This is a genomic window from Asaia spathodeae NBRC 105894, assembly GCF_025994195.1.
GTDB lineage: Bacteria > Pseudomonadota > Alphaproteobacteria > Acetobacterales > Acetobacteraceae > Asaia > Asaia siamensis.
Genome location: NZ_BAPY01000026.1, coordinates 66,774 through 93,549 on the forward strand (window position 1 = coordinate 66,774; position 26,776 = coordinate 93,549).

25 protein-coding genes and 1 tRNA gene are annotated in these 26,776 nt (G+C 59.7%); 9 read left to right on the forward strand and 17 right to left on the reverse strand.

The features are described from left to right. Positions 1–83: 83 nt before the first annotated feature. A tRNA-His gene (locus tag AA105894_RS09650) sits at positions 84–159 on the reverse strand. Between the two features lie 283 nt (positions 160–442). Here AA105894_RS09650 and AA105894_RS09655 point away from each other — a divergent pair. Together AA105894_RS09655 and AA105894_RS09660 are read left to right on the forward strand one after the other, a co-directional pair. Then, complete coding sequence (locus tag AA105894_RS09655; protein ID WP_267311539.1) at positions 443–1,897, forward strand: SulP family inorganic anion transporter; 1,455 nt, start codon at positions 443–445, stop codon at positions 1,895–1,897. Between the two features lie 236 nt (positions 1,898–2,133). Continuing rightward, a complete protein-coding gene (locus AA105894_RS09660) occupies positions 2,134–3,435 on the forward strand; it encodes a hypothetical protein (RefSeq protein WP_267311540.1) in 1,302 nt (433 codons plus the stop codon). Positions 3,436–3,624: 189 nt separating this feature from the next. On the opposite strand, the gene AA105894_RS09665 is transcribed toward AA105894_RS09660, so the two are convergent. The 9 genes from AA105894_RS09665 to cobD all read right to left on the reverse strand — a co-directional run bounded on the left by AA105894_RS09665 (position 3,625) and on the right by cobD (position 13,851). Next, entirely contained in the window at positions 3,625–4,044 is a 420-nt protein-coding gene (locus AA105894_RS09665; RefSeq protein WP_188425581.1) for a host attachment protein, read from the reverse strand. 79 nt (positions 4,045–4,123) lie between these two features. Beyond that, positions 4,124–4,975, reverse strand: a complete 852-nt coding sequence (locus AA105894_RS09670; protein ID WP_267311541.1) for an inositol monophosphatase family protein — start codon at positions 4,973–4,975, stop codon at positions 4,124–4,126. An 86-nt stretch (positions 4,976–5,061) separates the two neighbouring features. Next, positions 5,062–6,372, reverse strand: coding sequence for a GTPase HflX (gene hflX / locus AA105894_RS09675; RefSeq protein ID WP_188425579.1), 1,311 nt, complete (start codon positions 6,370–6,372; stop codon positions 5,062–5,064). A gap of 21 nt (positions 6,373–6,393) precedes the next feature. Continuing rightward, a complete protein-coding gene (hfq, locus tag AA105894_RS09680; RefSeq protein ID WP_229719678.1) occupies positions 6,394–6,618 on the reverse strand; it encodes an RNA chaperone Hfq in 225 nt (74 codons plus the stop codon). A gap of 194 nt (positions 6,619–6,812) precedes the next feature. Next, entirely contained in the window at positions 6,813–8,198 is a 1,386-nt protein-coding gene (ntrX, locus tag AA105894_RS09685; RefSeq protein WP_188425577.1) for a nitrogen assimilation response regulator NtrX, read from the reverse strand. Between the two features lie 20 nt (positions 8,199–8,218). After that, complete coding sequence (locus tag AA105894_RS09690; protein WP_373316765.1) at positions 8,219–10,579, reverse strand: sensor histidine kinase NtrY-like; 2,361 nt, start codon at positions 10,577–10,579, stop codon at positions 8,219–8,221. Positions 10,580–10,620: 41 nt separating this feature from the next. After that, on the reverse strand, positions 10,621–11,556 hold the full coding sequence (locus tag AA105894_RS09695; RefSeq protein WP_267311542.1) for a helix-turn-helix domain-containing protein: 936 nt from the start codon (positions 11,554–11,556) through the stop codon (positions 10,621–10,623). 41 nt (positions 11,557–11,597) lie between these two features. Continuing rightward, the gene (dusB, locus tag AA105894_RS09700; protein WP_267311543.1) at positions 11,598–12,692 is read right to left on the reverse strand and encodes a tRNA dihydrouridine synthase DusB; all 1,095 of its coding nucleotides are present in this window, start codon (positions 12,690–12,692) and stop codon (positions 11,598–11,600) included. Between the two features lie 121 nt (positions 12,693–12,813). Beyond that, entirely contained in the window at positions 12,814–13,851 is a 1,038-nt protein-coding gene (gene cobD, locus AA105894_RS09705; protein WP_267311544.1) for a threonine-phosphate decarboxylase CobD, read from the reverse strand. An 8-nt stretch (positions 13,852–13,859) separates the two neighbouring features. On the opposite strand from cobD, the gene cbiB reads away from it, so the two are divergent. Then, a complete protein-coding gene (gene cbiB / locus AA105894_RS09710) occupies positions 13,860–14,825 on the forward strand; it encodes an adenosylcobinamide-phosphate synthase CbiB (protein WP_267311545.1) in 966 nt (321 codons plus the stop codon). Further along, a complete protein-coding gene (gene bluB / locus AA105894_RS09715) occupies positions 14,822–15,460 on the forward strand; it encodes a 5,6-dimethylbenzimidazole synthase (RefSeq protein WP_267311546.1) in 639 nt (212 codons plus the stop codon). The genes cbiB and bluB overlap by 4 nt, the downstream gene beginning before the upstream one ends. A 63-nt stretch (positions 15,461–15,523) precedes the next feature. Here the strand turns inward: bluB and AA105894_RS09720 are convergent, their stop codons facing one another. Further along, positions 15,524–16,432 carry a LysR family transcriptional regulator gene (locus tag AA105894_RS09720; RefSeq protein ID WP_267311547.1) on the reverse strand — a complete coding sequence of 303 codons (909 nt, stop codon included), beginning with the start codon at positions 16,430–16,432 and terminating at the stop codon, positions 15,524–15,526. A 241-nt stretch (positions 16,433–16,673) separates the two neighbouring features. On the opposite strand from AA105894_RS09720, the gene AA105894_RS09725 reads away from it, so the two are divergent. Further along, on the forward strand, positions 16,674–17,144 hold the full coding sequence (locus AA105894_RS09725) for a hypothetical protein (protein ID WP_267311548.1): 471 nt from the start codon (positions 16,674–16,676) through the stop codon (positions 17,142–17,144). 44 nt (positions 17,145–17,188) lie between these two features. On the opposite strand, the gene AA105894_RS09730 is transcribed toward AA105894_RS09725, so the two are convergent. The 3 genes from AA105894_RS09730 to cobU are packed head-to-tail and all read right to left on the reverse strand — an operon-like array spanning position 17,189 to position 19,736. Continuing rightward, positions 17,189–18,622 carry a cobyric acid synthase gene (locus AA105894_RS09730; RefSeq protein ID WP_267311703.1) on the reverse strand — a complete coding sequence of 478 codons (1,434 nt, stop codon included), beginning with the start codon at positions 18,620–18,622 and terminating at the stop codon, positions 17,189–17,191. 14 nt (positions 18,623–18,636) lie between these two features. Beyond that, complete coding sequence (gene cobO, locus AA105894_RS09735) at positions 18,637–19,245, reverse strand: cob(I)yrinic acid a,c-diamide adenosyltransferase (protein ID WP_188425569.1); 609 nt, start codon at positions 19,243–19,245, stop codon at positions 18,637–18,639. Further along, positions 19,242–19,736: a bifunctional adenosylcobinamide kinase/adenosylcobinamide-phosphate guanylyltransferase gene (gene cobU, locus AA105894_RS09740; protein WP_267311549.1), complete on the reverse strand. Its 495-nt coding sequence runs from the start codon at positions 19,734–19,736 to the stop codon at positions 19,242–19,244. Before cobU ends, cobO begins: the two co-directional genes overlap by 4 nt. A gap of 48 nt (positions 19,737–19,784) precedes the next feature. Between cobU and cobT the strand changes: the two genes are divergently transcribed. Together cobT and AA105894_RS09750 are read left to right on the forward strand one after the other, a co-directional pair. Next, on the forward strand, positions 19,785–20,816 hold the full coding sequence (cobT, locus tag AA105894_RS09745; protein ID WP_267311550.1) for a nicotinate-nucleotide--dimethylbenzimidazole phosphoribosyltransferase: 1,032 nt from the start codon (positions 19,785–19,787) through the stop codon (positions 20,814–20,816). Then, a complete protein-coding gene (locus AA105894_RS09750) occupies positions 20,809–21,582 on the forward strand; it encodes an adenosylcobinamide-GDP ribazoletransferase (RefSeq protein WP_267311551.1) in 774 nt (257 codons plus the stop codon). The genes cobT and AA105894_RS09750 overlap by 8 nt, the downstream gene beginning before the upstream one ends. A gap of 147 nt (positions 21,583–21,729) precedes the next feature. Here the strand turns inward: AA105894_RS09750 and AA105894_RS09755 are convergent, their stop codons facing one another. From AA105894_RS09755 to AA105894_RS09765, 3 genes are read right to left on the reverse strand one after another with little or no spacing between them, the layout of a single operon-like run. Further along, positions 21,730–22,755 (reverse strand): WD40 repeat domain-containing protein, encoded by a 1,026-nt coding sequence (locus tag AA105894_RS09755; RefSeq protein ID WP_267311704.1) that lies wholly within the window; start codon positions 22,753–22,755, stop codon positions 21,730–21,732. A 5-nt stretch (positions 22,756–22,760) separates the two neighbouring features. Further along, complete coding sequence (locus AA105894_RS09760) at positions 22,761–23,723, reverse strand: CobW family GTP-binding protein (RefSeq protein ID WP_267311552.1); 963 nt, start codon at positions 23,721–23,723, stop codon at positions 22,761–22,763. A 14-nt stretch (positions 23,724–23,737) separates the two neighbouring features. After that, the gene (locus AA105894_RS09765) at positions 23,738–25,081 is read right to left on the reverse strand and encodes an O-antigen ligase family protein (protein WP_267311553.1); all 1,344 of its coding nucleotides are present in this window, start codon (positions 25,079–25,081) and stop codon (positions 23,738–23,740) included. 107 nt (positions 25,082–25,188) lie between these two features. On the opposite strand from AA105894_RS09765, the gene AA105894_RS09770 reads away from it, so the two are divergent. Together AA105894_RS09770 and AA105894_RS09775 are read left to right on the forward strand one after the other, a co-directional pair. After that, a complete protein-coding gene (locus tag AA105894_RS09770) occupies positions 25,189–26,181 on the forward strand; it encodes an aldo/keto reductase (protein ID WP_267311554.1) in 993 nt (330 codons plus the stop codon). A 111-nt stretch (positions 26,182–26,292) separates the two neighbouring features. Next, complete coding sequence (locus AA105894_RS09775; RefSeq protein WP_188425561.1) at positions 26,293–26,751, forward strand: hypothetical protein; 459 nt, start codon at positions 26,293–26,295, stop codon at positions 26,749–26,751. Positions 26,752–26,776 lie beyond the last annotated feature (25 nt).

The window sequence follows — 26,776 nt, forward strand, 5'->3', positions numbered from 1 at the left end:
AAGACCCTGCCCTGCATATGAGGGCAGGATACAAGGCGCACGTCAGAATGCGTCTCTTGAAAACCTGATTTTATGGAAAATGCTGGGGCGAATGACGGGACTCGAACCCGCGACCACCGGTACCACAAACCGGCGCTCTACCAACTGAGCTACATCCGCCACACAGCGATGCCCGATGTAAAGAAATGCAGGGCAGGCGTCTAGCCCCTTTGTCGAAATTCTTTTTTGAGCCCCGATCGGTTTCGCACGGCACGTCTGTCACGCCCTTTCAGGACAGGGATAACCCGGGCCCTCCCGACAAACGGCGCCTGATTATACGCTTTCCGTCAGCTTCCCCCCTTGCGAACCGTTACGGCTCTTTCTACCTTTGCGACGCCATTGCCGCGTCGGGCCGGAATACGACGACAAAATCCGATCGTTTTTCATCCGAAGGAGTCGACTCTTGAATCTCTCGACCTATCGCGCACAGTGGGCTTTCAGCCCGCTGCGTGAGGTGCTGGCTGGCATGGTGGGCACGTTTGCGCTCATTCCTGAAGTCATTGCCTTTTCCTATATCGCAGGCGTTTCTCCGGCCGTTTCGCTCTACGCCTCTTTCGTCATCAGTGTGGCGATCGCCATCACAGGCGGCAGACCGGGCATGATCTCCGGAGCCGCCGGATCTGTCGCCCTCGTGGCGGCCGCTCTCGTGCATCATCACGGCATCCAGTACATGTTTCTGGCGACGCTTATCGCAGGGGCGATGCAGATCGTCTTCGGATTGCTCCGTCTGCACGTGCTGATGCGGTTCGTCTCGAAAGAGGTGCAGACGGGCTTCGTCAACGCCCTGGCCATCATGATCTTTTCGGCACAGGTGCCGCAAATGCTGCATGTCACCTGGCATACCTACGCGCTGATCGCCCTGGGCCTTGCCATCATCTATCTGCTGCCGCGCCTGACCACGGCCATTCCTTCGCCGCTGATCTGTATCGTCGTGCTGACCCTGATCACGATCTGGCATCCCATGCCCGTTCACACGGTGGCCGATCTCGGTGCGCTGCCAAATGGTCTGCCCTCACTCATTTTCCCGCATGTGCCATTCACGTTCGAAACCTTTGAAATCGTCATGCCCTATGCGCTGGCGATGGCCGCTGTCGGATTGCTTGAATCTCTCATGACCGCCGGTGTGGTGGACGACCATACCGACACGCATGGCGAACCACGCATGGAATGTACGGGTCTGGGCATTTCGAACATCGCCGTGGGGCTGTTCGGCGGCATTGCCGGCTGCGGCATGATCGGCCAGACAGTTGGCAATCTGCGTTACGGCGGACGCGGGCGCCTCTCGACCTTTACGGCAGGTGCGTTCCTTCTGGCCCTGATGGTGCTTCTGCATGACTACGTCGCCAAGGTGCCCATGGCGGCCCTCGTCGCCATCATGATCATGGTATCGGTCAGCACCTTTGCCTGGGGATCGCTGCGAGACGTCATGCGTCATCCGAAATTGTCGAGCCTCGTCATGATCGTGACCGTAATCGTGACGGTGACAACCCACGATCTGGCAGCTGGCGTGGCTGTCGGCGTTCTTTTGAGTGGTGTGTTCTTTGCCTGGCGGGCAATGGGCATGCTCCGCATTGAGACGCACAAGGGCGAAGAGGTGGATGTCTATACCGTGCATGGCCAGGTGTTCTTCGCCTCGGCTGACATGCTTTATGACGCCGTCGATTTTCAGACCAGGGCGAAGTCTGTCGAAATCAATGTGGCCGATGCGACATTCTGGGACATTACTTCGGTCGATATTCTTGAAAAGATCGTTGGCAAATTACAGGGGCGATCCATCGACGTCCGTGTAGAAGGGTTGCATAGCCGCCGCCACGGTCTGATTGCCGAACAATCCGACGAGCCTTTGCTCTCGATGTAGCTCCTTTTGCGGTCCCTCCTGGAACACATCCAGGCGGGACCAAAGCACCCACGCTGGGCCGCTCCTGATGCTATGAGAGTTACGCACCGGTCTCGTAAAGACAAACACTATTGTTTTCTATTTCATGCACCCCAGTAAGCAATAAAATATTGCTGGAATCACGCAACACAAAGTAGCAATTTTAATGTTTTTTACCGTGAAGTATGACGTTATTAGTGTCCTCAAAGCGGAACAGGATGCTGAAAATGATTGTGTACGAAGGGGATGAGATTGTACTTCATCATCACAAAGGGAACTCCGCCTACACGATCATTACTTTCACCGGCATAAACTTCGAGACTGTTGCCAGAGACTTTTTCTTGCTGAAGAATGTCGCCCGCATCAGAGACCTCGATGTCATCGGATTCGCGACGAAAAAGCCAAACTGGTTTCTCAGCGACGAGATGGACGAGGCGATCAGGGTCATCGATCAGTTACTTGGCCCCGACAGGGTCCGTCTGGTATTCGGGCAGTCCATGGGGGGATACGCTGCCCTCAAGTTTTCCAGGAAGCTTTCCGCCGATTACGTCATGGCGCTCTCGCCAAAATTTTCCATTCACCCCGATGAATGTGACATCAAGGAAGAATACCGGAAATACCTGACGGACAAGATGGTCAATATGTCCATCAAGCCGGGAGATATCGGAGGGCGTCCCTTTATCCTCTCAGATCCCAAAGACAGGGTCGACGCCTATCATACGCACCTGCTTCACAACGTGAGCCCGGATATTGTCCATGTGCCCACTTTCTATAGCGGACACGTCGTTTACGAGAGCCTCTCTGGCTCCAAGCCCATCTCATCTATCATCGAAGCCCTCTCAAGCGGTGAACCCGACCGTGTCAGACGCCAGGTCAGCACCCAGCGTCGACGCAACCCAGCCAATCTTAGAAATCGGCTTTTTCTCGCCTCACCGCGCCATGCGAGACTCGTCGCCCTGACTCTGGTTTCCGATCAGATCGACGCGATGAAAAACAGGATGTTTATCTTCGCCCATACCGGATTTGTCACCGGGATCATCTATCAGGTTGCGTTGCGCGGGGATCACGCTCTTGCTGTGCGGCTCAAGCGCAAACTCATGAAGCACCTTGCCACGCAAGGGCCTAGCGTATCCTTCGATGAGGTGCTCGCAACCAATAACATAGCCGGACCACTCTGCCTCGATTTTCATGAACGGGTCCTCTACTACGACCCCGTGGAAAAACGCCTCACTGTCGAACGCCTGACCGTACGCGCTTCACGCTTGCTGCCGGTTTATCCGGGAGAGAATTCACTGGCCTGCGTGACGATATTGGGAGAGCGCTTCATGCTGGTCGCAACAGGAGAAACCATCGACTTCGTCCCTACAGGACAAGTGAGAGCTGGCAGCCTGATCTTCCAGTCGCAGGGAGCCCATTACACGATCAGGCTTGGTCGGAAGCTTGTCACCTCCGTCCACGGCGGGTCTATAGCAATCTGGACGGATACCGATAATACGTGGGAGCGTTTCGTCGTCGTCTGAAAGACCTCTCACCTCGCTCTGATAGCGACGAGGCAATTGATACGCACGCGAGGAGCAACTCCTGGAGGACTATCCCTGGGGACACTTGCCCCTAGCCCCCTTACCCCGGAGATCCTTTACGCTCCAGGGAATTCCGGACAAGTTGCCTGCTTCCACAAGGGATTACGGCGCATCCTGCCCGGAATGACGTCAGGGCTTCGGCCAACCCGTCGCAGGGCGGTCGAAGTGAGCAAGCAGATCCTGATCCGGGATATTGGTCAGGTCCTTGCTTTCGCTCTTGATCAGCTTCTTGCTTGTCGCCTTGGACAGATGCTCGCGAATATCGTGCAGCACATGCGGTGCCGCAGCGAGAACCAGACCTTCGAGCGCAGCATTGGCGTTGAGCGTCGCTTCGATCTCATCGGCGATCAGTCGGGCGAAACGCTCTTTTACCTGAACCTTGGGGTCCGAGCGGGGTTCCTTGATGGAGGCGACGTCACCTGCTGCATCGGTTGCCTTGTCATGGGCACCGAAACGCTGAATCGTACGCATCTGCTGGCCATCATAGCGCAGAAAGCGGGCTTTCTCACCATCGCATACTGCATAAAGTACTGGGTCCTGAACGGCCATAAAACCTCTCCTATGTTCCTGAATAAAGAACGCTGAAGAGTAAAAGCCGTTTCTGCTTACACAGATATTTGAGAATGCGTCACAAAGACAGCGCCAGTGCATCATGAACCATTTGCCAGCTCTGCCTGTCTGGCGCGTAGAGCAGACCACGCCCTGGAATGGCGGCGTGATAGGTCGCGCCATTGAGACGCGCGCCATACCCTCCGGCTTCGTGCAGCAGGAGCCAGCCAGGACAATGATCCCACAGGCAGGTGCGGCTATAGGCCAGTACATGGCCATGGCCTGACGCAACCAGACGATATTCATGAGCGGCGCAGCGCAGATCCCAGAGGCCGGTCATGGCACGCAGATTGTGATCGGCCAGTGCCGTGTCGCTCACAGGCAGGGTGCGCCAGGCTATCTTGCCTGTAATTTCCTCAATGCGATGAAAAGGCGCCGCCACATGCAGGGGCGTGACATGCCCTGTCTCGTCCTCTGACCATGCGCCTTCATTTTTCAGGGCAAGAGACGCCGATTGCGTGACCGGATCAAGAATGACACTGGCCACCGGGATGCCCCTCTCAAGCACCGCTATCATGACACCGAACGCAGGCAGACCGGCCGCGTAATTGGCCGTACCGTCTATAGGGTCGATGGTCACAGATAATTCCGCTTTGGCGGCCTGGTCGATCAGGGACGGATACTGGCTGCACCGCTCCTCACCGATCAGCAGCGCCTCGGGGAGCAAAAGCTTCAACCGGTCGGTGATATATTCTTCAGCCAGAACATCGGCCACCGTCACCAGATCGGATGGCGAGGTCTTGGTTCTGATATCCCCTTCTGCCAGCTGTCCAAAACGCGGCATGATGATGCGGGATGCTGCCTCACGGGCAATCAGGGAAAGATCTTCGAGAAGCGCACGGGTCGCGACCGAGGGGCGCGCCGTCATCATTATGTCCTCAGCCTTCAATCCGTCTGCCCTCCCCATGAAGGGCCCTCATTCCGAGCGCCCTTCGTGTGACCAGTATCGAGACGATTTCAGGCAGATACAAGGCAATCCGGGTAGATCTGGCCAAAGCGTGACCGGTCCTGCTCGAAAAGCCGGACATCGAGCGTGATCTCGGTCTCCTGATCCAGCCGCTCAAGCACTTCACCATGCTCATACAGCCAGGCAAGCGCTGCGCCATTGGTGATCTCGAGACGAATGCGCGTCAGAACCATCGACGCGGTCATATGCTGATCGAGCTGCGAATAAAGATTGGGCAGCCCCTCACCCGTGATCGCCGATATGGCGACACAGCCCGGATGACGGGGTACTGCCTCTATCCCACCCATGAGGTCGGCCTTGTTCAGCACCTCGATGGTACGCTGGGGCCAGTTCTCATCCAGCATCCCATCGCGCACCATGCCATCCAGCACATTGATCACGTCTGCACGCTGGGCGGCACTGTCAGGATGGGCCACATCACGCACATGGAGAATGATATCGGCCTCGGCTACCTCTTCGAGCGTGGCCCGAAAAGCTGCAACGAGTTCGGTCGGCAATTCGCTGATGAAGCCCACCGTATCCGACAGGATGACCCGTCGGCCCGAAGGCAGGCGAAGCCCGCGCATGGTCGGATCAAGGGTTGCAAAAAGCTGATCCTGCGCATGCACGGCCGAACCGGTCAGTGCATTGAAAAGCGTTGACTTGCCAGCATTGGTATAGCCCACCAGCGCCACGACGGGGAAAGGTACCTTCTTGCGCGCCGAACGATGCAGCCCGCGAGTGCGGCGCACCTGATCAAGATCCTTGCGCAGACGCACAAGACGCTCGTCGATCATGCGGCGATCGGCCTCGATCTGGGTTTCACCCGGACCGCCAAGAAAGCCAAAGCCACCGCGCTGGCGTTCCAGATGGGTCCAGAGCCGGACAAGACGCGATCGCTGATATTCTAGATGGGCAAGCTCGACCTGCAATACGCCTTCACGCGTCGCAGCACGGGCGCCGAAGATATCGAGAATGAGGCCCGTACGGTCGAGAACCTTGCAGTTCATTGCCTTTTCGAGATTGCGCTGCTGGCCCGGCGAGAGCTTGGCGTCGACGATCACGACCTTGACGTCGTTCTCTTCCACCATCTCGGCAAGCTGCTCGACCTGTCCCTTGCCGAACAGGGTGGCCGGGCGCACAGCCCTGATGGCAAGCACAGCCTGCCTGACAACTACAAGACCGATCGAGGAGGCGAGCCCGACAGCCTCTTCCAGACGGGCTTCCGCAGCGCGGAACTCGTCATTCGGTGTCGGGCGCTCCCATGGGAGAACTACCGCAGCGCGTGTCGCGGGAGGTGTCGTACTGGTGGTTACTGACACGTTCTGGAAAAACCCCTGCCCTTACAGCTCGATCTCGCCATCCTGCGCGAACAGCGACAGGGGAGCGACGGGCATGATCGTGCTGACGGCATGCTTGTAGACAAGCTGCGTATGACCGTCGCGACGCAGAATGATCGTCTCATGATCGAAGCGCGGGATTACACCCTGCAGCTTCACACCATTGACCAGAAATACGGTCACGGGCAGGCCGTTCTGCTGGAGGTGCTGCAGGAAGACATCCTGCACAGTTTCGCCCTGGCTGAATTCGGTAAAGGGGGCGGCGTTCGGGGTCGGGTTGGGATTAGCTCTGGCCAATGTTGCTCTTCTTTTTATCAGGTATATGAGACGGGCCCCATTTTCGGGGGTCAGAGGTCAACGTCACAAACGCTGCTCTGGATTTGTGTCCTTATCTTATCTTCATTGAAATCTGGTTTCCAGACTCACAGGGTCCTATCTTCTGGCGTCACACCCAGCTGCTTCAGCTTGCGATGCAGGGCACTCCGCTCCATGCCGACAAAATTCGCCGTGCGGCTGATATTGCCACCGAAACGCAAAAGCTGCACCTGCAGATATTGGGTTTCGAAAAGATCGCGCGCCTCGCGCAGCGGCAGTGCCATGACATCAGCCCCCGCATCGAGACGGGTCATCGACGGCGCCCCCTGGCTCACAGTGCTGGGCAACATGTCTGCGCGAATCAGATCCTGGCCGTTCGGCATCATGATGAGCAGACGTTCCATCAGATTGCGCAGCTCTCTGATATTGCCCGGCCATTCATAGGATTGCAGCGCTGCCAGCGCGTCCACCGACAGCTCACGCGGAGCAAGACCGGCATTCTCGGCATAGCGTTGCAGAAAATGCTGCGCCAAGGCCGGAATGTCCTCACGACGCTCACGCAGTGAGGGCAGACGCAGCGGCACCACAGCAAGGCGGTAATAGAGATCCTCGCGAAAACGCCCGAGAGTGATCTCGCCCTGAAGGTCGCGATTGGTCGTGGCAATGACGCGCACATCCACCTTGACCCGTGCCGCACCACCCAGACGTTCGAATGTCTGATCCTGCAACGCCCTGACGATCTTGCCCTGGGTCTCGAGCGGCATGTCCGCCACTTCATCGAGAAGCAGCGTCCCCTTGTGAGCACGCTCCAGCACGCCGGTGCGGCGCATGGTGCCGTCGGCCTGGCCTTCGATACCGAAAAGCTCTTCCTCGAAGCGATTGGGCGCGAGCGTTGCACAGTTAAGGGCAATGAACGGACCCGACCCGCGTCGTGAACGCGAATGGAGCATCCGCGCCGCAATCTCCTTGCCCGAGCCAGCCGGGCCGGTAATCAGCACGCGTGAATTGGTGGGGGCCACCCGGTCGATCTGGCCACGCACGGCACTGATACCGGGGCCTTCACCGAAAAGCATGGTCTCATTGCCCGAGCGCAACCGCAGCTCGGCATTCTCGCGCTCGAGACGCGCCGCTTGGAGCGCGCGCTGGACCACCAGAATCAATCTGTCGGTCTGGAACGGCTTTTCGATGAAATCATAGGCGCCATGTTGCAGGCTCGAAACCGCCGTCTCGATGGTGCCGTGACCCGAAATCATCACGACAGGCAGACCCGGCTCTTCGGCCTTGAGCGTCTTGAGCAGGTCGATCCCGTCCAGACGCGACCCCTGGAGCCAGATATCGAGAATAACCAGCGACGGACGGCGCGCCCGGAACGCTGCCAGAGCCTGATCCGAATTCGCCGCTACACGCGTTTCATAGCCTTCATCGCGAAGGAGTCCCTCAATGAGAAGCCGGATATCCGGCTCGTCATCGACGATCAGGATTTCATGCTCCATGCGCATCCCCCATCAGACGTTCATTGCTCCTTGCGCGCTTCACCTGGTTCGGGACTCTGATCACGCACCGGCAGGGTGAGCGTCGAGACGGTACCGCGCCCGTCCGTTCGGTCCTCCAGTCTGATCCCACCTGCGTGATCCTCCATGATCTTCTTGACGATCGCGAGCCCGAGTCCCGTCCCTTTCGGTTTGTGCGTGATATACGGTTCCGTCAAGCGGTGGCGGTCAACTGAAGGCAAACCAATGCCATCATCTGTCACCTGAACAGCCGCTTCCACCCCGTTCACCGCCAGAGAGACCCTGATACGCCCCACTGTTGCCCCCGCGTCACCTCCATGTCTCTCTGAATCGACCTCATGATCCGGCACCACCATGGCGATGGCATCGGCCGCGTTCTGCAACAGATTGGTGAGTGCCTGCCCGACCAGACGCCGGTCACAGCGTACAATCGGCCCCTGAGGCGGCAGGGACGCTGTATCGTAGATGATTTCAGGATGGGCATTGCGCTGCAACACCAACGCCTCGCGTACCAGACGCACCAGATCCTCATCCTTGAGCACAGGCTGCGGCATACGGGCGAAAGACGAGAATTCGTCAACCATACGGCCGATATCGCCCACATGACGCACAATCGTATCGACACACTGCCCGAACGTCTCGGGGTCGGAGCTGATCTCGCGCATGAAGCGACGCTTCAGTCGTTCGGCCGAAAGCTGGATGGGGGTCAGCGGATTCTTGATTTCATGGGCGATACGGCGCGCCACATCGGCCCAGGCTGCCTTTCTCTGGGCAGAAAGCAGGGCCGTGATATCGTCGAACGTCACCACATAGCCGGTCGATTCGTCACTACGTTGCTCGGCCACCGCGCGTACGAGCAACGTACGACCGGCACTGCCAACACTCGGACCGTCGCCCAGGGTCACGCTTTTTTCCGGCGCATCGATCTGGATCTCTGCCGTATGCGCCTGACCCGGCTCGGCCCGCGCCCGATCAAGCATCCCGACAAACTCGGGTACCATGACACTCAGGGGCTGACCGATGCACAGATCGAGGTCGCGCTGCAGAAGACGGGACGCCGCACGGTTGGGCAGTTCGACCACCTGATCCGCATCGAGACCGATCACCCCTGCCGACACGCCGGAAAGAACGGTCTCGGTAAAGCGACGGCGCTCGTCGATCTGCTCATAGGCGACCATCAACTCGGTACGCTGGGTCGAAAGCTGATCCGTCATTCGGTTGAAGGCGCGAGAGAGCGTGCCGACCTCATCGTCCTTTCGTCCGTCTCGGCCCCGCGCCTCAGGCACACGCACCGTGAGATCGCCCTCGCTGATGCGCCGCGCCGCCAGAATGAGCAGACCCAGAGGCTGGGTGATCTGCTTGGCCAGAACGAGTCCTGTCAGCATGCCGATGCTCAACACCAGCAACCCGAGCATGGCAAAGATCAACACGAAGCTGATCTGAATGGCCGATCGGTGAGCGTTCAGTCGCTGATATTCCGAAACCACCGCATCCGTATGGCGCATATGCTCCAGAATCTTGGCATCCACAGGCCTCGTGATGACAAGCATCAGACCCGAGCTTGGCCCAAGATTCACCACAGCGCGCACGGTTTTCTCATCAGGACTGTCGAGAATGGCCACGTCATTGGTGCGGGCCAGCGTCGTGGCATCCTTGGGAGGGAGAGCCAGCTGCTGGCCCTGCAGGGCCGCAAGTCCGCCTGAAGCGACCACCTTGTTGGTGTAGGAATCGAACACAACGGCCTCGTTCAGCCCGCGTTCAGTTGCCTCGACATCGAGCATCATCCCGAGCTGGGTGGGATCACGCATCAGATCCACACCGTGGCGATACATCTCGTCGTTATTGGCCGTGATGATGATATTCGCCAGGGCAAAGGCTTCTGTGCGGATATTGTCGTTATGCTCCTGCAGATAGCCTGCAGCCACATCGCGCGCTTCGGTAAGAGCGGTATTGACCCGGTTCGAGAACCAGATCTGGATACCGAAATGGAAGAACAGCGCCGCCAGACCGCCGATCACGACGGTAGGCGCCACCGCCACCACGCCGAAGAGCGTGATCAGCCGCACATGAAGCCGCGCCCCCGCCAGCCCTCTGCGACGCTCGGCCAGCATCCGCCCGACCCGGATGATGACGGCCGTACCCAGAAGGAGCAGCACGATAAAATCGAGCAGGAACACAACGGCCTCGATCTGCGGGCGATAGGCAAAGGAAAGCCCGCGCGCCAGCACGACGAAGGTCGTAACCAGCAGCACGAGCGCCGCACAGGTCAGCACCATGGCGGTTTTCAGACGGCTCACGTGACGAAGGAGCGATCGCTTTGCAAGAGAACCGTCCTCTGGCACGGAATCGGTTTCTTCAGTCATGCGCCCCTCATCGGAGGTGCGATGCGACGCGTCATTGCCTGTCATGATCGAGAACGGCCCACTTCAATGCCAAGAAGCTGCAAACGTTTGCGTAGCGTGTTGCGGTTGATCCCGAGCAGAGCCGCCGCCCTGATCTGATTGCCATCGGTTGCTTTCAGCACCAGACGGAACAGAGGGCGTTCGACCTCTGCCAGAACACGCGCATGGAGCGTGCCCTGCGTATCGGTTTCAAGATCGAGCATGGAAGGCAGATAACGCGCCATCAGCCCCTGAAAAGACGCCGCATCGGGCGTCGTGTCGACACGGTGCATATCGGCCAGAAGCGAGGCAGTAAGCAGATCCCCCTTCACGCTCTGGCATGCATGATGCAGCAATTGCCGCATCTGCCGAAAATTGCCCGGCCAGTCCTGATGAGCCAGCCAGGGCAGGCAATCGTCATGCAGAACAAGCTGGCTGCCGTTTTGCCCCATCCATACCGCGCATACTGTCGACAGGTCGTCACGCCTGTCGCGCAGCGGAGGGACCGGCAGATTATGCGGGGCCAGAACAGCACCCAGCGCCTCGCTCATGCGGCGATCCTGAACCAGACGCGCAGGGGACCAGGAGCTTGTGCAGATTACGGCCAGGCGTGTTGCGCTGCCTGTGCCCTGCAGCATCTGTACCAGTGCCGCCTGCAGACCGGGTTCCGCCAGACCGATCTCATTGATGAAAAGACAGCCCGTGGTCGCATCCGACACAGCCTCCTCAAAGGAGAGCCGGTCGATCACAGGAACGAAGCGACCATTCCTGCCGGACTGGGTCCAGAGATAGCGCGCCGCGCGCGTTCTGCCGCTGCCGGATTCGCCCGTCAGCACATGAAGCCCGAAGGCAGAGAGACTGCTGTCCAGCCCGTCACGCAACTGCTTGACGGAATCGGACTGCCCATCGAAGCCGAGACTGGCAGGGGCACTGCCCTGACCGAGCGGCGCGCCCCTCACAAACGGGCTGGGGTGCTGAAGAGAGCCTCGTCGGAGCGCATTCAGGCGGCTTCTTCGATCGCGTCAGGGCGCTGATGGGTGCTCTCGCGATCGCGGATCACCCCATTGGCGATCTGCTGATCGTAGAACGCTGTGAGATGATCGATCACGTCCTGTGCCTGATCCATCTTGTTGATACTGGCACGAAAGGCAGCCGAGCCGGGCAGCCCGTGCGAATACCAGGACACATGCTTGCGTGCGAGGCGCAGGCCCGGACGCTCGCCGAAATGATCGAGCATCATGCCGTAGTGACGCAGCACGATGTCTTTCTCACGTGTCAGATCAGGGTCGGGCACATCTTCGCCCGTGCGCAGAGATTGCGCCACCTGAGCCAGAAACCACGGCCTGCCGTAACAGCCACGACCGATCATCACCCCGTCAGCGCCTGACGCAGCAAGCGCGTCACGGGCATTCTGAATGGAGACGATGTCACCATTGACGATAACCGGCAGCTTCACGCTTTCCTTTACCGTCCTGACGAAATCCCAGTCTGCCGTGCCATTATAGAACATCTGTCGGGTGCGACCATGCACCGTCACCAGTCGGATGCCCACATCCTCGGCAATACGGGCAAGACGGGGCGCATTGAGCGACTGGTGGTCCCAGCCCATACGCATCTTCAGCGTAACAGGCACCGTCACGGCCTTGACCGTGGCCTCAAGCAGGGCTGCCGCCTTCACCTCATCACGCATCAGCGCCGAGCCTGCAGACTGCCCGACCGCCACCTTCTTCACAGGGCAGCCGAAATTGATATCGATGAGATCGGCGCCCTGATCGACAGCAATCTTTGCCGCCTGCGCCATGGCCTCAGGATCGCATCCGGCAAGCTGCACCGAATTCGGACCGTTTTCCGCGCTGCGGGCCATGCGCAGCGTGTTCTCGTTTTCCCGCACCATCGCCCATGAGGCGATCATTTCCGATACGACCAGCCCGGCACCCAGATCGCGCGCAAGCTGACGAAACGGCAAATCGGTAACGCCCGACATCGGAGCCAGAATGACCGGCGTCTCGATGACGACGCCACCACCGAGATCAATCGGACGCAGGTCAAGGGCGCGGCGCGACCCAGCCTCGTCAGGTGAAGGAGAAATGCTCATGATTCCTCAAGAATACCGACGCATCCTGCCTGAAGCAATCAGAGATCGAGTCATATGACAGCGTGCGAATATCGGGCGCGCTGGCGCTTCCAGAATACTTTCCCCCTGATCGGGCAGGGCGTCACCCCAGCGCCCTGGAGAGCCTTCTGAGGCTTGCCTCATCCGGTGGCAGACCGAAACGCAGAAGGGTTTCGTCCCACTCGAAACGGCGCACGAGGAGGCCAGCCTGAGCAAGCATTTCCCAGAGCTTCCGTGCCTGAGGCGACCGGAAGAGGCTGAACAGCGAGGTTCCACCGACAAAATCGAGCCCTGCCCGCGTCACAACCTGACGCAGGGCCGCCATCTCCCGCTCCAGACGTGGCGCCATGGCCATGCGCCAGTCTCGGTCGCAAAGGGCATCGCGGCCGATATGACAGGCAGGCGTACTGACAGGCCAAGGCCCCATGGCCGCTCGCATCGCATGTAGGACCGGATGGGAGCCAAGAAGAAAGCCGATTCTCACCCCTGCCAGACCATAGGCCTTGCCAAAGGAGCGACAGATAACGAGGCCCGGATGCGGCAGAAGCGAAGCCGCACTTTCGGGGCAGAAATCGGCAAAGGCCTCATCGACAACGATCATGCCTCCAAGACGGGCATGGCTTTCGGCAAGCGACGCGATTTCGCCAAGGGTGAGACGATGCCCGGTCGGGTTGTTGGGTGAACATACAACACTCACCATGTGTCTGACCGGCATGGCGGGCGCCGCTTCATAGGGCACAGTGCCGATTGCAAAACCGGCTTCGCGCCAGGCAGCATCGTGACCGCTATAGGTCGGCCCCAGAATGCGAATGACCGAGGGCGTGAAAAAGCGCTGCAGGAAAACAGGCAGAAGACCGATCAGCATCTGCGTGCCAGCGCCGACCAGAACGTGATCCGGCGAGACACCATAGGCTTCTGCGGCGGCAAAGCGCAGGGCCTGCTCCTCCAGCGGGTCCGGCAGGCGCTGCATCAGGGAGGGGTCGAGCCGTACCAGCGGATGGGCATGCGGGTTGATGCCGGTGGACAGATCGATCCAGGGCGTCGGCGCTGCGGGAAAAAGCCGTGCCAATTCGCTCAATCGACCACCATGCACTGGCCAGGGTGTCATGCTATGGTCGGTCTTCTCATGCAGCCCGGTCATTTTGTTCCATGTTCCTTTCCCTGACCCTTTGCGCCCTTCTGATCGAGGCGGCTTTCGGGTATCCGGACGCGCTGTTTCGCCGGATCGGCCATCCGGTAACATGGATCGGCCGCCTGATCACGACGCTCGAACACCTGCTTGGTGGGAAGACGTCCGTTTTGCACAAGCGGGCCTGCGGGCTGCTCGCTCTGGGACTGATCATTGCCGTGCCGGTCGGTATCACGATTTCGCTGCAGATCCTGCTGCACCGTTTTCTGCCGCAAGCCCTCTGCCTCGCCATTGAATCCCTGTGCGCCAGCACATTGATCGCCCAGCGGGCGCTTTATGAGCATGTTCGCGCCGTGCTGACAGGGCTGAGGCAGGACGGGCTTGCAGGAGGGCGCCGCGCTGTCTCGCAGATTGTCGGGCGCGACCCGGAGACGCTCGACAGGGCCGGGGTCGTGCGGGCCGCCATAGAGAGTCTGGCCGAGAATTTCTCAGATGGCGTCGTTGCGCCCGTCTTCTGGCTGGCCGTGTTCGGACTGCCCGGCGCAGTCGCCTACAAGGCGATCAATACCGCCGACAGCATGATCGGCCATCTTTCCCCCCGCTATCGCGATTTTGGCAGGGCCGCAGCGCTTTGCGATGATTGCGTCAATATGCCAGCCTCACGTCTCACCGCATCATGGCTCTGCCTCGCCGCCCTGCTTTGCGGCGCTTCGGTCAAAGGCGCAATCCAGGCCATCAGACGGGACGCCACACGTCATCGTTCACCGAATGCAGGGTGGCCCGAGGCAGCCATGGCGGGCGCCCTCGCTTTGCGTCTGGCCGGCCCAAGACAGTATGATGGCGTTGTTGTTGCCGATTCCTGGATGGGGAACGGGAGGGACGATGCCGGACCAGAGGATCTCGCAAAGGCGTTGACGCTGTATCGCCTTGGTTGCCTGATTCAGGCGGTCTGTCTGCTGGGCCTCTTGAGTGGAGTATATGCATGACCGCCCCTGTATTTGATCAGACTTTCCGCGAGCAGCTCGACTCCCTGTTTCTCTGGCGTCGCGATGTGCGTCATTTCCGCCGCGACCCTGTGCCCGAATCTGTGCTCGATCATATGCTCGCCCTCACCTGTGCCACGCCCTCGGTTGGGCTCAGTCAGCCCTGGCGCTTTGTACGCGTCGATGACCCGGCGCGACGCGCTGCGGTCAAATCGGAATTCCGCGAGCGCAATGCCGAGGCTCTGGTCGCACAGAGCGAGAGCGATTCTGCCGCCTATGCCCGGCTGAAACTGGCAGGGCTCGATGAGGCCCCCCATCATATCGCGGTCTTCTGCGATCCCGATCCTGCCCAGGGGCGCGGGCTTGGGCGCCTGACCATGCCGGAAACCGTCCAGTGGTCAGCGGTCATGGCCATTCACGGGTTCTGGCTGGCCGCACAAGCCCATAATGTCGGGCTGGGCTGGGTCTCCATTCTGGACCCCGATCATATGAGCGACCTTCTCGGTACGGCACCGGAATGGCGTTTCATGGCCTATCTCTGCGTCGGCTATCCGGAGGAAGAACACGACACGCCCGAACTTGAACGCAAAGGCTGGGAAAAACGGGCAACAGAGCGTCAGCGCTGGATCATGCGCTGACCCCGCTGTCTCAATTGGCCCGCCGTCACCAGCATTCCTGTTGAAAAAACCGCTCTGGCGCCTCTAATCCGGAAAAGGCAGCCCCTGAGCAGCGCAGGCCACCCAGTCGACAAAGAGGCGCACGGCGGCCGAGCGCTGTCTCGTGGGATAGGTATAGGCGAGAATACTGCCAGTTTCAGCAGACCACTCCGGCAGCACTCGTTTCAGGCGCGGTTGCAGATCGGGATGATCATAAAGAAAGCTGGGCAGAACTGAAAAACCCTGTCCGGCCATGACGCTCTCGAGCACCAGATTGATGGGGCCAAGGGCAAGACAGGCATCGAACTGCATATGGCGCTCCGTAACGCCATTCGTGAAAGTCCAGCCCGTCTCGTCGATATGATTGACGTAATCGATGAAAGGCAGCTTGCGCAGACAATCGAGCGTATCGACCGGCCCAAAACGATCGGCATGGTCGCGTCCGATCATGATCTGACGTTTGAAACTGCCAATACGGCGTACATGCAAGGCGTTGCTACCGAAGGCACGTGTGCGGATCGCCACGTCGAACCACGTCATTTTCAGATCAGAGACGTCGTCGGCAAGGGTAAAATTTACACGACAGGCAGGATAACGCGCCGCAAAAGCCTGAACGACGGGAAAGACGACATAGCGCCCGTAAGCCGCGTTGGCCAGGACACGCAACTCGCCCTGAGGGGAGGTGCCATGATACTGGGCATCGAGATAGGCCTTCTCTATTGCCCCAATCCCGACATTGCACTTCTTGTAAAACACCTCTCCCGCCCGGGTGGGAAGGATCTGCTTCGACGTACGCACAAGCAGACTGGTCTGCAGTGCAGCCTCGAGATCGCTGATGGATTTACTGATGACGCTTTTTGACACCCCGAGGCTTCGTGCCGCTGCCGATACGGACCCTGCGTCGACAACAGAGATGAAATAGACCATCGCGTTGAAATTGATCTTTTTTCTCATGCTCTCTCTCGGAAATCGTTCTCAAAAACAGAACGATGCGTTGCCAAAACTGGGCTTGTTTTTACACAGCATTTCAGCAAATGTTCAGCAACGTAAATTTTGGTCAACAAAGTCGCCTGACACAATCATGGTCGTTATAGACCGTTAAATCATTTCGACAACATGCGTAGGTAACACTGCATTTACGAATGTCTCACTAGAAAACGCGGCAACTGATACATAATCAAGACCGGAGATCTAAATGCACAATTTCAATACCCCCAGCGGCAGTCAGTATATGACAGAAAATCGCTGGAACAATCCGGCGGTCAATTCTGAAATAGCACAGAATTCGATCGAAACACATCACGATTACTATGAGTCGAAAATGGTATTCGCCAGAAACGAATCGGGCGAAAACCTTGCAACAACAAGAAATGGTCTTGAATCGGATAATCATCTGAGCGATGCCATCTCTTTTCTCAATTCCGATACCGCGCTCCTGAGCAAGACAGAGCAGGAACCGGTCTCGGTGCGCGTGGTGTGGAACCTCCTGGAAAATGTGAGCCGGGTCTATCTTCCCAAGCTCGCAACGACAGATGAGAAGGAAACTGTCTGCCTTTCAGTGAAGGGCGACCCTTATTCCGTACGCGAAAACGGTGTCATGCTCGATGCGCTCAATTACGTCCGCATGCTGTTTTCGGAACAGGCCAGAGCCTTTCCTGCGTACTGAGTAAAAGCCCTGTTGCTTTCTGTGTGTCTGGCGCCCCCCCCCCATCAACAGAGCGACAGCATCTTCTCGATCGACAGGTGTTCCTCGAGATGATCTGCCAGCGCATCCAGTGCTGTAAGAATACGCTGCGTGTTATCAAACGGTTCTGATATCCGGCCGAACTGAGTTAGAACCGTTGCACGCGACGCAGCGCTATCGAAGAGCCCATGAAGATAGGTCCCGCAGACCTGTCCCCCTTCTGACTGCGCCCCATCATATCGGCCATCGGCAAACCTGACGTACGGACGCGTCATCCCCGACCCAACACTTACGCCAGCATGGATTTCATATCCCGCGACCGGCGCCTCCGATGGCAAGAGATGGCCCTCGATCTGCCGCACGGTCTTCATCGGTCGCAGCTCGGTCTCGATATCCAGATAACCCAAGCCCTCGCGCCGACACGCACGCCCTTCCAGACCGTCCGGATCGGCTATGCTGCGCCCGAGCATCTGATAACCGCCACAAAGACCGAGAATGCGCCCTCCGCGTCTATGATGCGCCCTGAGATCGATATCCCAGCCCTGGGTACGAAAGAAATCGAGATCGGCAATCGTGGCTTTCGATCCCGGCAGGATCACCAGATCACATGGCGGCAATGCCTCGCCGGGCGATATGAAAGCCATTGCGACCTCAGGCTCGGCGCGCAGGGCGTCGAGATCGTCGAAATTCGCAATCATGGGCATGAGTGGCACAACGACGCGTAGCGCCCCCTTGCCCTGCCAGCCTGCAGCGAGATCGCCGGTATCTTCCGGCGGCAATTCCCTCATGCGTCCGAAAAAAGGTACGAGCCCGCAGGGTACCCAGCCTGTTCTTTCAGCGATAAAACGCATTCCGTCATCGAACAGACTCGGGTCGCCCCGCATCCGGTTGACGATGAACCCCCTGATACGCTCATGGTCCGATGCAGGCAGAACGCTCTGTGTCCCAACAAGGCTTGCAATCACGCCGCCTCTGTCGATATCGCCGATCAGGATAACCGGCAGATCCGCCGCCTCGGCAAAACCCATATTGGCAATGTCATTGCGCCTGAGATTGACCTCCGATGCCGAGCCTGCCCCCTCGACCAGCACGATATCGGCCTCGGCCTGCAGCCGGGCAAAGCTGTCGAGAACGGCGGGCATGAGCAGCGGCTTGACCTCCTGATAGCCACGCGCCTGACGCTGCCCCCATACCCTGCCCTGCACGATGATCTGCGACCCCTGCTCCGATTGCGGTTTGAGCAGGACGGGATTCATGTGCACGCTGGGTGCAACCCCGCAGGCCAGTGCCTGCAGCGCCTGAGCCCGGCCTATCTCGCCACCATCTGACGTGACCGCGGCATTGTTGGACATGTTCTGTGGCTTGAACGGACGTATCTTCAGCCCACGTCGTGTCAGGGCCCGGGCGAGCCCCGCAACCAGAACCGACTTGCCGACATTGGACCCCGTGCCCTGAAACATCAGGGCGCGTGGGGTCAAAATTCGACTCCCTGCTGTGCCTTTACCCCGTTCTTGAAATGATGCTTCACCAGCGTCATTTCGGTCACCAGATCGGCAGCTTCGGTCAGCCACGCTGGCGCATTGCGCCCGGTAATCACCACATGCTGCTGCGGCGGGCGATTATTCAGCCCCGCCATCACGGTTGCCTCGTCAAGGTAACCATAGCGCAGGGCAATATTGAGCTCATCGAGCACGACAAGCGCCACCTCTTCCTGCGCGAGGGCAATCAGAGCCTGCTCCCACGCACGGGCGCAGGCTGCGATATCGCGCTCACGATCCTGCGTCTCCCAGGTGAAGCCCTCACCCAGCGCATGGAACTGCGCCAGGTCGCCAAAGCGCATCAGCGCCCGACGCTCACCCGTGTCCCATGCCCCCTTGATGAACTGAACCACGACCACCTTGCGCTCATAGCCCAGCATGCGCAGGGCCAGACCGAAAGCAGCCGTGGATTTGCCCTTGCCCGGCCCGGTATGCACGGCAAGGAGCCCTTTTTCGATCGTCTTTTCGGCGACTTCGCGGTCCTGCACCGCCTTGCGATGCTGCATTTTCTCACGGTAACGGGCGGTGTCGTCTTCTGCCGTCATTTCATCTCCAATACGCATCCTGCCGCGACAAACAACACGCGACGCGCCTCACGGGCCAGTTTCTGATGCAGCAGCCCGGCTTCATCCCTGAAACGCCGGGCCAGCGCGTTCTCCGGAACGATCCCGAGCCCGACCTCATTGCCGACAAGAACCGTCAGGGCCGCGCGCTGCCTCAATGTATCAAGCAGGCTTTCCGTCGCCGCTTCAATATCGTGTTCATCCAGAATTAAATTGGTCAGCCATAAAGTCAGGCAGTCGATCAGAACCGGTTGAGACCCATGCAAGGCAGAGACGAGGTCGAGCGGGGCCTCGATTGTTTCCCATCCCGCCCCGCGCTGCGCACGATGCAGGGCGATACGCGCGCGCATCTCGTCATCCCAGGCGCGTCCCGTGGCAACATAACGCCAGGGCCCCGCTTGCGCCGTGACCAGCGCCTCGGCGTGCCGGCTCTTGCCCGAACGCGCGCCGCCCAGAACCAGAATGGAATTCATCACCCGCTTCCTCTTGCAGAACAGCGCTTATCCCAACAGAAAGGCCTGATGTCACCTTTCCACTCGCTCGATGCGCTGCACGCGGCCTGCACCACACTGCCCATGCCGGACAAAGAGGCCGTTTCCCGGATACGGGCACGCGAGGCGGTTCTGACCAAACCTGCAGGCAGTCTCGGGCGACTGGAAGAGCTTGTAGAATGGTTCGGCGCATGGCGCCCCCTGCAGATCGATCAGGTGGATCTCTGCATTTTTGCCGGAAATCACGGTGTTCTGGCCCAGAACGTCTCGTCATGGCCCGCCGATGTCACCGCCGCCATGGTCGCCAATTTCACTCACCAGGGTGCAGCCATCAACCAGCTTGCGCGGATTGCCGATGCGCATCTGCATATCGTGCCCATCAGTGACCTGACACCCAGCGCCGATTTCACGCTGCATCCGGCCCTCTCGCCCGAAGATTTTCTCGCAGCCGTATCGGCAGGATATGACGCCGTTCCGGCCCGGTGCGACCTGCTGGCGCTTGGTGAGCTTGGCGTTGGCAACACGACCGCCGCCGCTGCCCTCGCCGCCGCGCTTTTCGGTCAGAATGGCGCCTGCTGGGCCGGACGTGGCGCCGGGCTCGATGAAGCGGGACTTGCCCGAAAGGCCAGCGCCATCGACAGGGCGCTCGCCCTTCATGGACGCAATCACAGCCCGCTCGATCTGGCTCGCCTCTATGGCGGGTGGGAGCTTGCCGCCCTGATGGGCGCCACGCTCGCGGCACGTCACCGCCGCATACCGGTGCTTCTGGATGGTTTTGTCGTTACTGCCGCCGTTGCCCCACTCGCCCTGCTCGATCCAACAGGTCTCGATCACACGCGTCTCGCCCATCAATCGCAGGAGCAGGGACACCGCCAGCTGGCCGAGTGTCTCGGCCTCGCCCCCCTGATCAACCTGCAACTGCGCCTTGGCGAAGGCTCGGGCGCGGCTCTGGCCATCCCGCTTGTGCGTGCCGCGCTCGCCTGTCACAACGGCATGGCGTGCTTTGCCGATGCCTCGATCGACGACATGAACGAACGAAAAACAACAAAAACAGATGACTGACATACGCGCAGATTTGGCGGCGGCCCTCAGCCTGCTTACGCGGCTTCCGACAGGATGGCTCTATTCGCCCAAGGGCGACATCAACCTTGCCCGCTCCAGCTGGTGCTGGCCTCTGATCGGTGGAGCCATTGGCGCCCTGACCGGCGCCGTGCTGGTGCTTGGTATCACCCTCGGCATGCCTGCCATCGTTGCTACCGGATGGGCTATTGTCGTCCAGCTCGTCCTGACAGGCGCCCTGCACGAAGACGGCTTTGCCGATTGCGTGGATGGGTTATTCGGCGGAAACACCCCTCAGAAACGCCTGGAAATCATGCGTGACAGCCGTATCGGGAGTTATGGCGGGCTGGCACTCAGTCTCGTGATGCTGCTGCGGGCCGGGACCATGAACACACTTGCCGCCCAGCCGCTGCATATCGTCTCCATTCTCATGACGGCCGGCGCCTTTTCACGGCTGGCGCTCATGTTGCCTCTTCTCTGGCTGCGCCCTGCCCGCGCAGATGGGCTGGCCCATCAGCTCCGGCATCTGCCCGCACGCTGCCTTCTGATCGCGATGCTGTTGACGGCAGTGATCGCAAGCTCGCTTTCCGTGCTCGGCGCCCTGTCTCTGTTTCTGGTCGCCTGCCTCGGCACGCTGGGTCTGTGCAGCGTCGCCTATCGCCTGATCGGCGGCTATACCGGCGATGTTCTTGGCGCAACGGCCATCATCGCCGAATTGCTGGTGCTGACCGGGGCAAGCCTCAAAGGCTTCGAGTCACTGCCGTTCTGATAAGCCCGGTGGCACAAGTCTCCTGCAGATAAAGAGCCGTGTCGCACCAAAGGAAAGGGGGCGTCCCCCTTCCTCATCTCTACTCAGCTTTCCAGATAAACCACCGTCATCTGACAGGAAGGGAGGGCAAAGGACCCCACGCCAACATCACCCGGCCGATGAAAGATCGATGGCTGCAATCACCCCATCGTCAGTGCCGAACACCATCACCCCGCCCAGAGGCGAGAAAACGAGGCCCGTCACCTTGCCCCGCTTGCCGAGACAGATTGGCAGTACCCGCTCAGAACCGAGTTCAGCGAGCAGCACAGACCCGTCTTCGAAGCCAGCCGCAATGATATCGTTCTTCGGATGCGCGCAGACAGCGGAGCAGAAGACGCCGGGCAGACGTGCCATTTCCGTGGGGGGCTTGCCCATGGGGCCGCCACCGAAGAACGGCCACAGCACGATCGCATCAGCTCCCGATGTCGCCAGCCAGCGGCCGTTACGGGTGAAGGAGAGCGACGTGACACGCTTGGGGTAGCCGCTCATGCGCATGTTGTGGCCGTCTGACAGACGCCACCCATGCAGGTCATTCTCCTGCATGGCCGTCACGAGAGCCTCGCCACCCGGATGAATGGCGAGCGCAGTATGGCTGCCTTTCCATTCAAGCGGACGCACCGTATCGACCTTGGCTCCAATGAACCACATCGACACGCCGTTGTAATGCGACGCGGCAACGCGCTTGCCCTTGGCGTCGAAGACAATACCGGTGACCGTCGAAGGGTGATCGAGGGTCTTCAGCGTGACCTCACCGGCAGCATCGCGAATTTCGAGCTGCTTGCCGACAGAAAACGCAATATTGGCCGTCGTGGTCGCCACGCAATCGACCCAGCGGCGCCCGCGATAAAGCTCGGTGACACTGCCATCGGTCTCGGTACGGCACAGACGGTTATCTTCACCACCGCTGACAAAGCCTGTCTTGCCCGTATCGGGGGCGAGACAAAGCACGGCGCCGTCATGAGCCTCGACCCGCTGCCATGTCTCGGGATGCTTCAGCCCGGCGACGGGAATGAGAAAGATCTCGCCCTCAACCGTGCCCAGAGCGAAGGTCTGGCCATCGCGGGCACAGGCCACGACAGTGACAGGCGAACCAATTGTCTTTTCTGCACCACGCGTGGCGAGAAGTTCGGTCATCTCGCTCATGCGCGGCAGCTCTCGAAGCCGCGACGCAGCTGCGGGCGATTAAGATCGCGCCCGATGAACACGATGCGGGACTCCTTGCTGTCCCCTTCCTTGCCTTTGCCGATATAATCGCCATCCGCCATCATATGGACAGCCTGAAACGCAAAGCGCTCCTCCTGACCGGCAAAATGAAGAATACCCTTCGAGCGCAGGATATCAGCCCCGCGCTCCTGAAGCAGCGCACCGATCCAGGCCTGAAAGCGTGGTTCGTCCAGCGGCTCTGACACCGAGAAAGACATGCTGGTCACGCCTTCCTCATGCGAGTGCTCGGTGTTCTCCAGGAAGTCGGGCATGGTTTCCAGCGCGCGTTCCAGATCGAAGCCCCCCTGGTCAAGCACCGTGCTCAGCGCAACGGCACTGTGGCAGGCGCGATGGATCTGCACGCTGACATTGATACCACGCAGACGTGCCTCGATGGCCTCAAGACCGGCCTCGTCGACCAGATCGGTCTTATTGAGAATGATCACATCGGCAAACGCCACCTGACTGACAGCTTCAGGGCTCTCATCAAGAGTCTGCATGACGTTGAAGGCATCGACCACCGTCACAACGGCATCGAGACGGGATTTTTCGCGGAGGCTCTCGTCAACAAAGAAGGTCTGGGCCACAGGTGCAGGGTCGGCCAGACCTGTCGTCTCGACAATGATGCCATCGAACTTGCCGCGACGGCGCAGCAGGCTACCCAGAATACGGATCAGATCGCCGCGGACCGTGCAGCAGATGCAGCCGTTATTGGTCTCGAAGACCTCTTCATCCGCGTCGACAACCAGATCGCCATCGACACCAAGCTCACCGAACTCGTTGACGAGCACGGCATATTTGCGCCCGTGCTCGGTGGCGAGAATATGGTTGAGAAGCGTGGTTTTTCCGGCACCGAGAAAGCCTGTGAGAACGGTGACGGGAATCTTGGTCTCTGACATCGGCACTCCGGGTGCTAGCGAAGGGTTGCTGTGGGCTCAGCATATAGGGTGGCAGACGATGGAGGAACAGAGGCAGCGCGTGCCATGGCCTCGGCCAGCCCCACACCGAGCAATGTGAACGCCCAGCCACCAAGCGGCAGATTGAGGAAATCGCTGGCAGAAGCCAGCGGCCATTCCTGCACGAAGAAAGCGGCAAACAGCCCGATGCGCCAGGCCTGATGGGCGCCCTGCAGGGGCCAGAGCGCCCGCAGACAGGCAAAGACAAAACCGCCGAACAGGAACAACCCCGGCAGCCCGGCATTGGTCAGGGCTTGCAGATAATGATTATGCGCATGCTGCACACAGATTTGCGTGCCGCCCCCATCCTGCGCCGTACTGAGCCAGGAGAGACCATGCTGATAGACCGGGCTGGCGCAGGCATGTCGAAACGCGTCGTAACCGAGCCCGGTGACAGGATGGGCCTGTGCCATGACAACAGCGCGGGTAAAGACCAGACCGTAATGCGACTGCCAGAAATGGCGCAGCTGCTGTGCCGCCAGAATGACAAGGTGATGGAAGGCCTGGGGAGCGAAGAGGCGCGCTAGAAGCACAAGCACCGGCAGGCTGCACAGGGCAACCAGCGCGGCGGGGCGAAGCGGGCGATAGAACAACGCGCAGACTGCCATGCCAAGAACAGTCAACGCCATCGGAATGCGCTGACCGGCAAGCACCATCAACGCCACCACTCCGATGGCCAGAATGCTCATGCCCAGAAAGCCACGCAGCCTTGCTGCACGATCGGGCAGGACCCCGTTCCTGCCCGCATGATCCACAAGCCACGCACAGCCCAGCATCATGACCGGCAGAACAAGACGTGAGAAAGGCGCAGCTGCCCGCGGATGAGCATAAGGCCCCGTCAACGTACCATCGAAATAGCGTGGATAGCCGAACAGGTTATGGCCGAACACCGCCTGCACGACGAATTGCAGCACGAAATACAGGCAGCACGCGACCAGCACCCCGGCCATCGCACGCCGTGCCCGGTCGGTCGAAAGCGTCCAGACCTGCAACGCCGCGGCCATCAGCGGGAAGCGTATGGCGAGAACAGCCTGTGTGAGCGCCTGGGATGAGCCAAGCCCGATATGAGGCAGCGAACAGACGATCTGCCACCCCCACCAGAGCAGGGCAATACGCACCCAGAACTGACGCGCCCACCCCCAGCCAAGCCCTGATGCAGAACGTGCCAACAGGCCGATTGCCAGCAGATCCATCAGGATCTCTGAGAAGACCCGGCCATGGATGAGAAACACCGGCAGCAACAGCGTTGCCACCAGACCGAGACGATCAAGCACAGGGAGGAAACGGTCGGTTCTGGTCATGAAAACGGTGATGCCCCGTCGCTGCACAAGGCGCAAGGGAGGCAACGATTACCCTGTGCAACCGTATGGAACACGATGTCATCTTTTCCGATCAGGGAGTGTTTTCAATGACGACCGATACAATTACCATCAAGGGTCTCGACAAGCCCGTTACACGCATAGCCCTCGGCACCTGGGCCATAGGCGGATGGATGTGGGGTGGCCCTGATGACGACAACGCCATACGCACCATTCATGGCGCGCTTGATAGCGGGATCAACTTCATCGACACGGCCCCTGTCTATGGGTTCGGTCATAGTGAAGAGGTCATCGGTCGCGCCCTTGAGGGCGGCAGGCGCAAGGATGTCGTCCTGGCAACAAAGCTTGGTCTGGCCTGGACAGATGACCAGAAAGTCTATCGCGACAGCCGTCCGGAACGTGTCCGCAAGGAAGTTGAAGACTCCCTGCGCCGCCTGAAAACCGATGTGATCGATCTGGAACAGGTGCATTGGCCAGACGGCAAGACCCCGGTCGAGGAAACGGCCCATGAGCTGGAAAAGCTCCGGCAGGAGGGCAAGATCAGGGCCATCGGTGTCAGCAATTTTTCGGTGACAGATATGGACCGCTTTGCTGCCATCACCCCGATCAGCACGGTCCAGCCGCCCTATAATCTGTTCGAACGTGTTACCACCGAGCGCGATATCCTGCCTTACGCCAAAGCACATAACGCAATCGTGATGGCTTATGGCCCCCTCTGTCGCGGGCTCCTGGCCGGGAAGATGAATAGCGGGACGCGTTTCCCGAAAGACGATCTGAGAAGCGCTGACCCGAAATTCCAGCCACCTGTCTTCGAGCATTATCTGGACGCCGTCGAGGCCCTCAAGGCCATTTCTGCCCGCCACGATAAATCGATGCTGGCCCTCGCCATTCGCTGGGTGCTCGATCAGGGGCCGACAGTGGCACTGTGGGGGGCACGCAAGCCCGAACAGATCGAAGGGATCGACGCCGCCTTTGGCTGGGCGCTGAGCGCGCAGGACAAGAGCGACATCGAGGCCATTCTGCGCACACATGTGCCTGACCCGATCGAGCCCGATTTCATGGCACCGCCACAGCGCGACTGAGGCATCCGACCCGATCTTCACTGCATCGCGATCGCAGGAGAAGACGGGAACGAAAATCGATGCGGTGAGTTAACGCTGCATAACGCATTCCCTTTTGAGAGGAACAAACAGATGCGCTCATTTACCCGCCGGGCTCTGGCCGCTTCCACTTTCGCTGCAGCCGCCCTGGCCGTGATGCCGGTTGCCCATGCCGCCCCTGACGCTCTCGGCACGCCGGTTGGTCACATCACGCTCACGGCCAAGTCGGCTGATGTCGGCATCGGGTACACCTGGGGTCAGGGCACACTGACCTTCGGTCACAAGACCTATCGCTTCAAGATTTCAGGCGGCAACATTGCAGCTGTGGGTTTCTCGAAGATCGAAGCCACGGGCATCGTCTACAACCTCAAGAACCTGCATGATTTCGACGGCGGTTACGGCGCACTGAATGGCGACGCTACGCTCGATCGCGGAATCGGCGGCGCGATCCTGAGCAACAGCAATGGCGTGAAGATCAAGATCACCACGGCAACGCGTGGCGCTCATCTGGCCGCTGGCGGTCAGGGTCTGTCGTTCCAGATCGAAGACTGATCACCACTCTTTCGGTGATCGGAAA